The organism is Micromonospora sp. R311, from assembly GCF_056780015.1.
Map to the genome: position 1 here is coordinate 46,620 of NZ_JBSWCE010000035.1, position 12,218 is coordinate 58,837.

Sequence of the window (12,218 nt, forward strand, 5' to 3'; positions counted from 1 at the left end):
GCACCGGGCCGGAAGTGGGTTACGTGACTGGGGTGCCAGCGGGCGCCGCACTGCGCGGCGTGATCAGGCCGTCGCAGCCAGCGGTGTTCCCGCTCCGTAGGTACTCAATCACGGGATCCAGGGTTCGCGAGGATGTTTCGCCGGGCCGGCCTCAACAGACCAGTAGGCCCAGGTGGGTGCCGCTGTCGCGGAGCGCGGCGAGCGCCTCCGGCACGGCCAGCGGCGGCGGCGTCGGCAGGTCGTACGCCTGGGCCCGGAGCACCTCGGTGGCCCGGCGGGTGGGTACCGCGGTGACCGGGTAGCCGCGGGCGGTCGGGCGGTCCAGCGCCCGACGGCGGAGGCCGAAGCCGGCGACCGCGAGCCACTGCGGCAGCCCGGCCAGCGCCGGCGAGCGCACCCCGGGCGGCTCGGGCAGCACGTCCACCGAGCTGAACGGCTCGCTGCCGGCCAGCCACCACTCCGCCCCCTCGACACTGCGCCGGGTGGCGTTCTCGCACCAGTACGGCACCAGGCCGGCCCGGAGCACCTGCCACGGGTCGAGCAGCCGGCCGCACTCGACCACCAGCCGGTCGCCGGTCTTGCCGGCGGCGCGCAGCCAGCGACGGTACAGGTCGGCGGTGGCCGCGCTGAGCGCCTCCGGCCGGGGATAGAGCACCCGGTGCAGCGGATGCCCGTGCCGGCCGGTCCACTCCCGGGCGCTCAGCTCGAAACCGGACTCCACGCCGTGTTCGGCGTAGCCGGTCGGGGAGGTGACCTCCGGCGGCTCCCAGTGCGCGCCGTCGCCCCCGGCCGACCGGAGCACCTGGCGCAGCGCGTGGCTGTCCGGGTGGAAGTCCACCGGGTCCAGGCCGCTGGCCGGGCAGCCGACCTGGAAGCTGTGCCCGGCGGCGGAGTCGAGCACCGGCCAGGTGCGCGCGTCGCGTAGCAGCAGCACCGGCGCGCCCGGCGCCAGCCGGTCGGCCAGGAACCCCCGGTACGCCGCCGGCAGGGCCTGCCAGCGGGCTGCCAGCGCCACCGTGGCACCGGCCAGCGAACCCCGGCTGGCCGGGCAGTGCACCTGGCGCACGTGCAGGTCGGGGTTGCCGGCGAGCAGCCGGGCGGCGAGCGCGGCGCCGTGGTCCAGCGCGGCCCGCGGCCGGTCCACCGCCCCCTGCGCCCAGTGCACGGTCATCTCGAAGCCGGCGGGCAGCCACGGCACGCCCAGCGCGACCGCCAGGTGTGCCGCCGCGCCGTGCGGCGAGCCGATCAGCACGCCCGGGTAGCGGCGCCGGGGGTACTGCTCGACGAACCAGCGGGCCACCCGGGCCGCGTCGACCTCCGCGGTCTGCCCGCAGGTCAGTGCCACCCGCCCGACGGCCCGGTTCACCGCCGCCCGGCGGACCGGCTCGGGAGCGCCGGTGAACCGGGACAGCGGCCCGACGTGGCCCAGGTCGGCGCAGTCCACCCCGCGCAGTGCCCGGGCGGTGGCGCCGACCAGGATCCGCGCGGCACTGCCGGCCGCCACGACCCGGTCGCCGGCCAGACCGGCGCCCTCGGCCGTGAGCCCCTCGTGCACCTTGTGCACCGGCCCCACCTTGCCTCGATCGCTCACCACGCGGCCCGGCTTCCCGTCCCGATGCGGTTCAAACGGGGCATCCCCCACCGGGCGGGAGCAATCCGGTGATCTTCCGGCCCATCGCCGTCCCGGACGGTTGGCTCCGTCCCTGCCCGCGCGTCCCGGCTGGGCCGGCCGTCCCCGCTGGGCGTGCCGTCCCGGCCCGGCCGGCCGGGGGTGTCCGCGGTGGTGGGCCGGCCCGCGGGTTTCGCGCTGCCCGGGAGGGGCACATGACGCCCCATGCGCGACGACCACGACACTGCCCCGGCGGCCACCATCACCCCGTACCAGGACGGCCCGCTGCTGGTGCGGGGCGACTTCGCCCTGGTCACCCCGGACGGGCGGACCATCGACGCGCGGCGCGGCACGGTGGCGCTGTGCCGGTGCGGCAAGTCCGCGCTCAAGCCCTTCTGCGACGGCACGCACAAGGCCGTCGGCTTCCGGGCGGGCACCGACCGGGAGGGGTGAGCCCGGCCGCCCGGGGTCAGGCGACGGCGGGCAGCGCGGGCGACGCGGCCGGGGCAGGCCCCGCCGCCGGCACCGTGCGGGTCGGAGCGGCCCCGGTGACCGGGGCCCGCAGCGAACTGCGGCCCGCCGCCCAGCTGTCCAGCAGGTGCGCGGCGAAGCGCCGGTCCACCGCCAGCGCCGCGGCCGCGCCGAAGACCACGTCGGGCGCGAGGGCGGGCTCGACCCGGACCAGCCCGCCGCACAGGTCGTGCGCGGCGATCTGCTCGTGCACCGCGTCCGCCTCGACGTGCTCGTCGTAGAACCGGGTGGCCACCTCGTCCAGGCCCAGCCGGCGCAGGCCGTTGCCGTAGCGGCGGTTCGGCAGCGACGAGGTCATCTCGTAGGCGGCCAGGTGCCCGAGCAGCGCCCCGCGCAGCCGGCGGTGCAGGCCGAACAGCGACATCAGGTTGTTGGTGGCGAGGGTGACGGCCGGCACCGCGTCCAGGTGGGCGCCGTACCCGGTGTCCAGGCCGAGCCGGTCCATGGTGGTGCGGAACAGCTCCGCGTGCATCCGGTCCAGCCGCCCGTTGCCGTACTCGTCCATCTGGATCTCCACCAGGGCGGCCTTGGCGGGACCGCCGAGGCGGGGCAGCGCCCAGCTGTGCGGGTCCGCCTCCCGCAGGTGGTAGATCGAGCGGTGGGTGACGAACTCGCGGAACTGCGCGAGCGTCGCCCGCCGCTGCAGCTGCGCGGCGAGCGACGGCCCGTCGTCCGCACCGACCACGTCGGCCAGCGCCGCCGGCACCCCGGCGGGCAGCACCGCCGGCAGCGGGCCCACCAGCCGTCGCACCGCCGCCTCGAACACGCCTTCGGCGTACGCCCGCAGGGCCAGCAGCGACGGCTGCCACTCCCAGTCGTCGGCGACGTCGCGCCAGCCCCGGTAGTGCGTCTCGTAACAGAGGAAGAGGGTGAGCTGGAGGTCCTCGTCGGTGAGCGGGTCGGCCGGGTCGAGCAGCGCGGTGAGAGAGTCCGGCAGGTCGTGCGGCGGTCGCCGCAGCGCGTCGAGCACCGCCCGCGAGACGGGACCGCGCGGGTGCGGCAGGGGCGCGGGACCGTACCGGCGATCGGTGGACTCGGACAACGTGACCTCCAGCGTCGACTGACGATCTCAGTTGCCCCGGGGCTCTGCCGCTAAACGAGGTCCTCCGCCTCGACCGTCACCCCCGCCGCCAGCATCCGGTCGCGCACCCGGCGGGCGGCGTCGCCGGAGGCGAAGAGGCCGCGCAGGTCGGCGAAGGCCGGCTCGGGCGGGGCCAGCGGCACCGTCGGGTCGACCACCGCCTCCAGCACGCACGGCCGGTCGGCGGCGAGCGCCTCGTCCCAGGCCGCGCCGACCAGCTCCGGCCGGTCGACCCGGACGCCGTGCAGGCCGAGCAACCGGGCCCAGCCGGCGTACGGCACGTCGGGCCGGCGCCGGGACGGATCGACGTCGGCCTGCCGGCCGCCACCCATGCCGGACTGGTCGCGGTTGTTGAGCACGAGGACCACCAGCCGGGGATCCCGCCACACCGGCCAGTGGTGCGCCACGGTGATCAGCTCGGCCAGGCCGTTGAGCTGCATGGCCCCGTCGCCGAGCAGCGCGACGACCGGCTGGTCGGGGGCGGCGAGCTTGGCGGCCACCGCGTACGGCAGGGCGCAGCCCATCGAGCCGAGGGTGCCGCAGAGCTGCGCGTTGACCCCGGGAGGCAGCTCCAGGTGCCGGGCGTACCAGTAGATGACCGAGCCGACGTCGACGGCGATCGCCCCGGAGCGCGGCACCCGGGTGGAGAGTTCCTGCAGGACCAGCCGGGGGTTGACCGGTTCGGCCGGGGCGCCGGCCTGGTCGGCCACCTCGGCCCGCCAGCGGTCGACCGAACTCTCGACGGTGGCCCGCCACCCCTCGTTGGGGTTGTTCGGCACCCGGGCGAGCACGGCGCGCAGGGTCTCCGCGGCGTCGCCCACCAATGGCACGTCCACCGGGTAACGGGTGCCGATGCGGCGGCCGTCGATGTCGATCTGCACCGTGCGGACCTGGCCGGCGATCGGGAAGTAGCCGGTCCACGGGTCGTTGGTGCCGACCAGCAACAGGGTGTCGCAGCCGCCCATCAGCTCGGCGCTGGCCCGGGTGCCGACCTCACCGAGCACACCGGTGTGGAAGGGCAGCCGCTCGTCGAGCACCGGCTTGCCGAGCAGCGAGGTGGCCACCCCGGCACCGAGCCGGTCGGCGAGTGCCACGATCTCGTCCGCCGCGCCGCGGCCGCCCTGGCCGACCAGGATGGCGGTGCGCTGCCCGCTGGCGAGCAGTTGGGCGGCGGCGTCCAGATCCACCTCGTGCGGCAGCACCCGGGCCAGCGGCTCGCCCGGCGTGGCGGTGATCACCCCGGCCGCGTGCGGCTGCAGGTCCGGCACGACGGCCTCCTGCAACTGCCGGGCGAGCACCACACAGACCGGGCTGCGGGTCGCCGCGGCGGTGCGGAACGCCTGGTCCAGCACGGCCGGCACGTGGTCGGGCGTGCGGGCGTACCGGACGAACTGGTTGCACACGTCGCCGAAGAGCCGGCTCAGACCGATCTCCTGGTGCGCGCCGCCGAGCGGGCCGGAGATGTCCTCCCCGACGATCGCCACCACCGGCTTGTTGTCCAGCTTCGCGTCGTAGAGCCCGTTGAGCAGTTGCACCGCGCTCGGGCCCTGGGTGGCCAGGCAGACGCCGATGCCCCCGGTGAACTTGGCGTGCCCGGTGGCCATGAAGGAGGCGGTCTCCTCGTGCCGGGCCGGCACGAACGCGGGGTCCCCGCCGGAGGCGTCCAGCGCCTCGATGATCGGCGCGATCGCCTCCCCGGGGTAGCCGAAGGCGCGCGGCACCCGCCACGCCCGCAGCCGCTCGACCACCAGGTCGGCGACGGTGCGCTCAGCCATCGCCCCGCCCGGGGGTGCTCGCGTCGGCGTAGCGCAGCACCGCGCCCACGCCGTCGACCAGCTCGGGGGCCTCGTCCGGGCCCAGCACGGTCAGCTCGGCGTCGGTGCCGACCAGCGCGCGCACCAGCGCCGCGTCGGCGCGGACCTGCTCCGGATCGGTGACCGACATGGCGGCCAGCTCGCGCGGGTCGCTGGCGATCGCGGTGGGCTCCGGGCCGATCCACAGCTTCCCGTTCGCCGACGGGTCGTCGACGATGAGCATGTTCTCGACCTGGTTGCGCTGCAGGGCGGAGACCACGGCGTCCAGCCCGGCGCCCACGTCCTCCTGCATGCCGAACCGGTCCAGGGTCGCGCTGATCCGCTGGTCGGCCACCTCCGCGATGGTCTGCACGGTGATGTCGTCCAGCAGCGTCTGGTCGGCCCCGCCGGCCCGGGAACCGGCGTCGGTGCGCACCACCACGTCCTGCCACCGGTCCGGCATCTGCGCGGCGATCATGCCGGTGGCCCGGACGTCGCCGGCCACCACCACCACCTCGGCGCCGACCTTCTCCGCCAGCTGGACGGCCGCCGCGGTGACGTCGCCGGCGTTGTGGTGCCAGGCCTCCATCGCCGCCCGCTGGTAGCGGGACTGCGACCAGCCGCCCGGGTTCACCCGGCGCAGCTGATAGCTCTCCCGCCCCTTGACGTGCGCCCGGCGCGGCACGCCGCCGGCGCTGATCGCCATGGCGTCCGCGCCGGTCCGGTCGGCCAGCACCCGCACCCAGGCGACCTGCTCGCCGCGCTGGGCGAGCAGCGGCATCACGTGCGGCAGCGCGGAGAACGCGGCCAGGTCCCGCAGCGGCGGGGCGGACAGGTACTCGGAGAGCACCACCCGGCCCCGGGTGGCGAAGACGGCCAGCCCGTAGTCGCCGGCCATCGGATCGTGCCCCCGGACCACCCGTTCCACGGCCTCGATGCTCGCCAGGTCGGCGCGCTGCTGCTGGAGCGCGTCGCGCAGCGCGCGCCAGCGCAGGTCGAGCGCCGGGTGGGCGTCCTCGGTGTTGGCCGAGGCGTCCAGGTAGACCGAGCACCACGGCCCGGGTTGGTCGTAGAGCGGGCGCAGGAAGGACAGCTGCATGCTCGACCCCTTTCCAGCTCGGCCCTGCGCTTACCCGCGCCGCTGCGGTTGTCACCTGGCGCGGGAGCGGCACGTGACCAGGTTTCATTCACGCCGTTCAACCCGACGCGCCGATACGATGAGTGAACAGAACCGGACTCTGGGTGGTGGGCATGGACAGCGACCTGCATATCCGGCGGATCGTCCACCCGACGGACCGGATCGTCACCGGGCGGGTCGTCCGCCTGCTGGACGGTTACCCCCGGGAGCTGAAGGTCGGCCAGCCGGTGCTGGTCGCCGTGCTGGCCGCGGCCGGGGTGGCCGGTCTGCTGGTGGCGCTGGTCCGCGCGCTGCTCTCGGTCGGCTCCGGCGGCGCCCGGCGGCGCTTCAAGGAGCTGCGCAAGGGCCCGGAATACCTGGTCACGCCGGTGCGGGTCCGCGACGCGGCCGGTCAGCTCTGCGAGGTGGAGCTGCACGGGCACCTGCCGCAGAGCGCGCTGCACCCGGCCGACCACGTGCAGCTGACCCTGCGCCGCCAGCGCGACCCGGATCTGCCACCGAAGGTGGAGCGGATCGTCAACCTCACCACCGGGCAGTTGCTCACCCCGCGTACCGCGACGCTCTGGTCGCACCTCGGCCCGCCGCTGCTGCTCCAGGCGGCGCTCGGCGCGCTGCTGGTCACCGCGCTGGCGGCCTGGTCCGCGCTGGGCTGAGTCCCGGCGCGGCAGCGACGTTTCGGCCCGGCGGCGCCGGGGCACGGCAGGCGCCATGTTCCCCGGATTCGCCCTCGAGGAGATCGACGTCGGGCCGGTGCGGCTGCGGGTGCGCCACGGCGGCTCCGGGCCGCCGGTGGTGCTGCTGCACGGCCACCCGCGCACCCACGCCACCTGGCACCGGGTCGCGCCGCTGCTGGCCGCAACGCACACCGTGATCTGCCCGGACCTGCGCGGCTACGGCGGTTCGGGCAAGCCGCCGAGCACACCCGAGCACACCCCGTACTCGAAGCGGGCGATGGCCGCCGACGTCATGGCGCTGCTCGACGCGCTCGGCCACCGGCAGGCCGCGGTGGTCGGCCACGACCGCGGGGCGTACGTGGCGATGCGGGCCGCGCTGGACCACCCGGAGCGGGTGCGCCGCCTCGCCGTGCTCGACGGGGTGCCGATCGGCGCGGCGCTGGCCCGCGCCGACGCCCGGTTCGCCGCCCGGTGGTGGCACTGGTTCTTCCTCGGCCAGCTGGACAAGCCGGCCGAGCGGGTGATCAACGCCGATCCGGACGCCTGGTACGGCGGCTCTCCGGCGCAGATGGGCGAGGAGGCGTACGCCGACTACCGGCGGGCGATCCACGACCCGGCCACGGTGCACGCGATGTGCGAGGACTACCGGGCCGGGCTGGGCCCGGACCGGGCTGCGGACGACGCCGACCGGGCGGCCGGACGGAGGATCCGCTGCCCGGTGCTGTTCGTCTGGTCGACCCGGGACGACATGGTCGAGCTCTACGGCGACCCGGCCGCGATCTGGCGGGACTGGGCCGACGACGTGCGCGCCGCGGCGGTCGAGTCGGGGCACCACCTGGCCGAGGAGGCGCCGGAGCGACTCGCCGCCGTGCTCGCCGACTTCCTCGCGGACTGACCACCCGAGCGGGGCGGGGTGCGCGGTCGCGCCGGCGGACCGGCCGACTCAGCCGACCGGGGTCGGGGTGCGGGTCGGCTCGGCGGCGGTGCGCAGCATCCCCCGGCGGTGCGCCCAGCGCTCGAAGACGAGCGTGGCGAACGGCGGCACCGCGCAGGCCAGCGCGACCAGGGTGGCCGGCCAGCTCCAGCGGTGCAGGCGGGCGACGACGGCGACCAGGGCCAGGTAGGCGATGAACAGCCCGCCGTGGATCGGCCCGAAGATCTGCACGCCGATCTCGTTGCCGGGCGGTCCGTACTTGACCGCCATGCCGGCCAGCAGGCCCGCCCAGGAGCACGCCTCGGCGATCGCAGCGGCCACGTACAGCCGGGTCAGCCGGGTACGCAGGGTGGGGTCAACGGTCACGGCGAGCCATCCTACCCGCCGTGCCGATCAGCAGAACCAGCCGTCCTGCACCCAGCCCCGGCGGTTGATGTGGCCGTAGGCGAAGCCGTAGACGTACCCGCCCGAGCGCGGCCCCTCGACCAGGAAGGTCTGGCCCTGGTAGAGGGTGCCCATCCAGGCGCCGTTGGGCTGGGTGCGGACGAACAGCGACTGGGCGCAGACGGTCTCGCGTACCCCGATCCGGCCGTCGGCGGCCCCGGCGGCGGTGGGCGCGGTGAGCAGCGCGGCGGCGACGGCCGCCGCCAGCACGCCGGCGCGGCGGGCGGTCACCATGAGTCGTACCCTCCGATGCACTCGATGCGCAGGTAGCCCCAGTCGTTGGGGCCGAAGTCGAAGGTGGCGGCCCAGCCGTTGTAGACCGGGTGGGCGCCCGGGGTGTGGCCGATCTTGTTGCCGTAGGTCAGCGTCCGCTTCAGGTGGTGCGGCCCGCTGGCCGAGTCGTAGTTGTCGTAGAAGCTGGCGGTCTGGCAGATCACGATCGCGTGCCGGGGCACCACCGGATCCGCCCGCGCGGCCGGCGCGCCGAGCGCCAGCACCAGTGCGGTCGCGCCGAGCGTGGCCGTCGCGGTCCTCGTCCTCCGTCGCACCGTGGCCTCCCTCACCGTCTGCGGATGCCACTACATTAATGGGTCTCGATGAACGAGGGGAGCCCTTGTGCCGGATTAACACCCGTGCGGCACGGGAAAGGAGCCTGCGGGGTCTTCCCCGGCTCGTCACCTCCGTGCGAGTTTGGTGGAACCAGCGGTGACAGGGTGGTGACCATGGGCGAGGACGTCGGCGTACGGCACTTCAGCCGCGAGGATCGGGCCCGCTACCGGGATAAGGTCCGCCGCTGCCTGGACGTCTTCGCGGAGATGCTGCGCGAGTCCCGCTTCGACGTCGACCGGCCGATGACCGGCCTGGAGATCGAGCTGAACCTGGTCGACGACGACTCGATGCCGACCATGCGCAACGCCGACGTGCTGGCCGCCGTGGCGGACCCGAGCTTCCAGACCGAGCTGGGCCAGTTCAACGTGGAGATCAACGTCGAGCCCCGCCGGCTGGCCGGCACCGGCACCGCCGAGTTCGAGCGGCACGTCCGGGCCAGCCTGAACGCGGCGGAGGAGAAGGCCCGCACCGTCGGCGCGCACATGGTGATGATCGGCATCCTGCCCACGCTGCGCCCCGAGCACCTGACCGCGGAGACGCTCTCCGCCAACCCCCGCTACCGGCTGCTCAACGAGCAGATCTTCGCGGCCCGGGGCGAGGACCTGCGCATCTCGATCAACGGGGTGGAGCGGCTGGCGGTCACCGCCGACACCATCACCCCGGAGGCGGCCTGCACCAGCACCCAGTTCCACCTCCAGGTCAGCCCCGCCCAGTTCGCCGACTACTGGAACGCCGCGCAGGCCGTCGCCGGCATCCAGGTGGCGCTCGGCGCCAACGCGCCGCTGTTCTTCGGCCGGGAACTGTGGCGGGAGACCCGGATCCCGCTGTTCCAGCAGGCGACCGACACCCGCTCCGAGGAGATCAAGGCCCAGGGCGTACGGCCCCGGGTGTGGTTCGGCGAACGCTGGATCACCACGGTGTTCGACCTGTTCGAGGAGAACGTGCGCTACTTCCCGGCGCTGCTGCCGGTCTGCGAGCCGGAGGACCCGGCCGAGACGCTCGCCGCAGGCGGGGTGCCCAAGCTGGCCGAGCTGCGGCTGCACAACGGCACCATCTACCGGTGGAACCGGCCGGTCTACGACGTGCTGCGGGGCCGCCCGCACCTGCGGGTGGAGAACCGGGTGCTGCCTGCCGGGCCGACCGTGCTCGACACCGTCGCCAACGGCGCCTTCTACTTCGGCCTGGTCCGCGCGCTGGCCGAGGCCGACCGGCCCTTGTGGTCACAGATGTCGTTCAGCGCCGCCGAGGAGAACTTCACCAGTTGCGCCCGGCACGGCATCGACGCGCAGGTGTACTGGCCCGGCCTGGGTTACCTGCCGGTGACCGAACTGGTGCTGCGCCGGCTGCTGCCGCTGGCCCACCACGGGCTGGACCGGTGGGGGCTGGCCCCGGACGAGCGGGACCGGCTCCTCGGCATCATCGAGCAGCGCTGCCTGACCGGGCGCAACGGGGCCAGTTGGCAGGTGGAGACGCTGCACCGGCTGGAATCCGCCGACCACCTGGACCGGCCGGCGGCGCTGCGCGAGGTGGTGCGGCACTACGTCGACCTGATGCACAGCAACCGGCCCGTGCACGAGTGGCCCATCCCCTGACCGGGCTCAACCCGCCGGCCGCGCCCACGGGGAGGGGTCGTCGCGGAGTCTGCTGTAGAGGTGCCCGTCGCGCCACCGGCCGGCGCGGAACTCGCAGGCCCGGACCACGCCCTCGAACTGGAAGCCGGCCTTTTCCAGCGACCGCTGCTCGGCGGCGTTCTCCGGGTGGGTGCCGGCCTGGATGCGCTGCGCCGGGGTGTGCGCGAAGAGGTAGTCGCAGAGCAGCGCCTGCGCCCGCCAGCCGATGCCCCGGCCGCGCCACTCCGGCACAGGCACGATGCCGATCTCCCAGTATCCGGCCAGCCCGCCGTAGCGCCCCGCCCGGTAGCTGACGAAGCCGACGGACCGCTCCGGGTCGACCTCCACGACGAGCCGGCCGTCCTGCTCGCCGAGGTAGCCGTCGGCGGCGAAGCGGCGCGCCGGCCCGGCCGCGTCCCGGAATCCGCTCCAGTCCGGCCCGACCAGACCCGGCTCGGTGGCGAACCGCCGGAACATCGCCAGATCGGGCTCGGCCACCGGGCGCAGCCGGACGGTGAGGCCGTCGGTCTCGTGCACGATGCCGGCGAGCGATTCCTCCATCCGCGACACGCTAGCCGCCCACCGGCTCGCGTACCGGCCCGGGTGGACCCGCCACCCGGGGTCAGACCTTGAGCAGCACCTTGGTGCAGTCGTCCTGCTTCTTCTGGAAGATCTTGTAGCCCTTCGGGGCGTCCTTGAGGGGCATCCGGTGGCTGACGATGAAGCTGGGGTCGATCTCGCCGCGCTGGATGCGCTCCAGCAGCGGGCGGGTGTAGCGCTGCACGTGGCACTGCCCGGTCCGCATGATCAGCGATCGGTTCATGAGCGCGCCGATCGGGAACTTGTCCACGAAGCCGCCGTACGCGCCGATCACCGAGACCACGCCGCCGCTGCGGCAGGACAGGATCGCCTCGCGCAACGCGAACGGCCGTTCCGTCTCCAGCCGCACCACCTGCTTGGCCCGGTCGTACGCGTAGATCGCGGCGTTGCCGTGGTGCCCCTCCAGGCCGACCGCGTCGATGCACGCGTCCGGACCGCGGCCGGCGGTCAACTCGTTGAGCGCGTCGAGCACGTCGGTGTCCTCGTAGTTGATCGTTTCGGCGCCGGCGTGCTCGCGGGCCAGCCCCAGCCGGTACGGGTACCGGTCGATGACGATCACCCGCTCGGCGCCGAGCAGCCGGGCGCTGGCCGCGGCGAGCAACCCGACCGGGCCGGCGCCCCAGACCGCGACCACGTCGCCCGGCTTGATGTCGCACATCTCGGCGCCCATGTAGCCCGTCGGGAACACGTCGGCGAGCATCACGGCCTGGTCGTCGGGGATTTCGTCGGGCACCTTGATCGGCCCGACGTCGGCGAACGGCACCCGGGCGTACTCGGCCTGACCGCCGGCGTAGCCGCCGAGCAGGTGCGAGTAGCCGAAGATGCCGCCCGGCGAGTGCCCCATGATCTTCTCGGCGATGCCGGCGTTGGGGTTGGAGTTCTCGCAGACCGAGTAGAGCCCCCGCTGGCAGGAGTTGCAGTGCCCGCAGGAGATCGGGAACGGCACCACCACCCGGTCACCGGCCCGCAGGTTACGCACCTGCGGGCCGACCTCGACCACCTCGCCCATGAACTCGTGGCCGAGGATGTCGCCCTTGCGCAGGGCGGGGATGTAGCCGTGGTAGAGGTGCAGGTCCGAGCCGCAGATCGCGGTCGTGGTGATCCGCACGATCGCGTCCCGGGCGTTCATGAGGTGCGGGTCCGGCACGTCGACGACCTTGACGCTGTCCTTACCCATCCACGCGGTGGCCTTCAT

13 protein-coding genes are annotated in these 12,218 nt (G+C 74.5%); 4 read left to right on the forward strand and 9 right to left on the reverse strand.

Features of this window, described 5'->3' with window-relative positions; translation table 11 throughout:
• Nucleotides 1-151 precede the first annotated feature (151 nt).
• Nucleotides 152-1,555, reverse strand: a complete 1,404-nt coding sequence (locus tag AC1WTP_RS26345) for a hypothetical protein (protein ID WP_481651984.1) — start codon at nt 1,553-1,555, stop codon at nt 152-154.
• 279 nt (nt 1,556-1,834) lie between these two features.
• Between AC1WTP_RS26345 and AC1WTP_RS26350 the strand changes: the two genes are divergently transcribed.
• Nucleotides 1,835-2,062, forward strand: coding sequence for a CDGSH iron-sulfur domain-containing protein (locus tag AC1WTP_RS26350; RefSeq protein ID WP_481651953.1), 228 nt, complete (start codon nt 1,835-1,837; stop codon nt 2,060-2,062).
• 16 nt (nt 2,063-2,078) lie between these two features.
• Here AC1WTP_RS26350 and AC1WTP_RS26355 read toward each other — a convergent pair whose 3' ends face one another.
• The 3 genes from AC1WTP_RS26355 to AC1WTP_RS26365 are packed head-to-tail and all read right to left on the reverse strand — an operon-like array spanning nt 2,079 to nt 6,113.
• Entirely contained in the window at nt 2,079-3,182 is a 1,104-nt protein-coding gene (locus tag AC1WTP_RS26355; protein WP_481651954.1) for an iron-containing redox enzyme family protein, read from the reverse strand.
• A 50-nt stretch (nt 3,183-3,232) separates the two neighbouring features.
• Nucleotides 3,233-4,996: a thiamine pyrophosphate-binding protein gene (locus tag AC1WTP_RS26360; RefSeq protein WP_481651955.1), complete on the reverse strand. Its 1,764-nt coding sequence runs from the start codon at nt 4,994-4,996 to the stop codon at nt 3,233-3,235.
• Complete coding sequence (locus AC1WTP_RS26365) at nt 4,989-6,113, reverse strand: baeRF2 domain-containing protein (protein WP_481651956.1); 1,125 nt, start codon at nt 6,111-6,113, stop codon at nt 4,989-4,991. Before AC1WTP_RS26365 ends, AC1WTP_RS26360 begins: the two co-directional genes overlap by 8 nt.
• A gap of 143 nt (nt 6,114-6,256) precedes the next feature.
• Here AC1WTP_RS26365 and AC1WTP_RS26370 point away from each other — a divergent pair, with 143 nt between their 5' ends.
• Nucleotides 6,257-6,805 carry a hypothetical protein gene (locus AC1WTP_RS26370; protein ID WP_481651985.1) on the forward strand — a complete coding sequence of 183 codons (549 nt, stop codon included), beginning with the start codon at nt 6,257-6,259 and terminating at the stop codon, nt 6,803-6,805.
• Between the two features lie 55 nt (nt 6,806-6,860).
• Entirely contained in the window at nt 6,861-7,721 is an 861-nt protein-coding gene (locus tag AC1WTP_RS26375; protein WP_481651957.1) for an alpha/beta fold hydrolase, read from the forward strand.
• Nucleotides 7,722-7,769: 48 nt separating this feature from the next.
• Here AC1WTP_RS26375 and AC1WTP_RS26380 read toward each other — a convergent pair whose 3' ends face one another.
• The 3 genes from AC1WTP_RS26380 to AC1WTP_RS26390 are packed head-to-tail and all read right to left on the reverse strand — an operon-like array spanning nt 7,770 to nt 8,752.
• Nucleotides 7,770-8,126 carry a DUF3817 domain-containing protein gene (locus AC1WTP_RS26380; RefSeq protein ID WP_481651958.1) on the reverse strand — a complete coding sequence of 119 codons (357 nt, stop codon included), beginning with the start codon at nt 8,124-8,126 and terminating at the stop codon, nt 7,770-7,772.
• A 27-nt stretch (nt 8,127-8,153) separates the two neighbouring features.
• Nucleotides 8,154-8,438 (reverse strand): hypothetical protein, encoded by a 285-nt coding sequence (locus AC1WTP_RS26385; RefSeq protein ID WP_447138287.1) that lies wholly within the window; start codon nt 8,436-8,438, stop codon nt 8,154-8,156.
• Nucleotides 8,432-8,752, reverse strand: a complete 321-nt coding sequence (locus AC1WTP_RS26390; RefSeq protein ID WP_481651959.1) for a hypothetical protein — start codon at nt 8,750-8,752, stop codon at nt 8,432-8,434. Before AC1WTP_RS26390 ends, AC1WTP_RS26385 begins: the two co-directional genes overlap by 7 nt.
• A gap of 174 nt (nt 8,753-8,926) precedes the next feature.
• Here AC1WTP_RS26390 and AC1WTP_RS26395 point away from each other — a divergent pair, with 174 nt between their 5' ends.
• On the forward strand, nt 8,927-10,405 hold the full coding sequence (locus tag AC1WTP_RS26395) for a glutamate-cysteine ligase family protein (protein ID WP_481651960.1): 1,479 nt from the start codon (nt 8,927-8,929) through the stop codon (nt 10,403-10,405).
• Between the two features lie 6 nt (nt 10,406-10,411).
• Here AC1WTP_RS26395 and AC1WTP_RS26400 read toward each other — a convergent pair whose 3' ends face one another.
• Nucleotides 10,412-10,984 (reverse strand): GNAT family N-acetyltransferase, encoded by a 573-nt coding sequence (locus tag AC1WTP_RS26400; protein WP_481651961.1) that lies wholly within the window; start codon nt 10,982-10,984, stop codon nt 10,412-10,414.
• Between the two features lie 61 nt (nt 10,985-11,045).
• The gene (locus AC1WTP_RS26405; RefSeq protein ID WP_481651962.1) at nt 11,046-12,218 is read right to left on the reverse strand and encodes a zinc-dependent alcohol dehydrogenase; all 1,173 of its coding nucleotides are present in this window, start codon (nt 12,216-12,218) and stop codon (nt 11,046-11,048) included.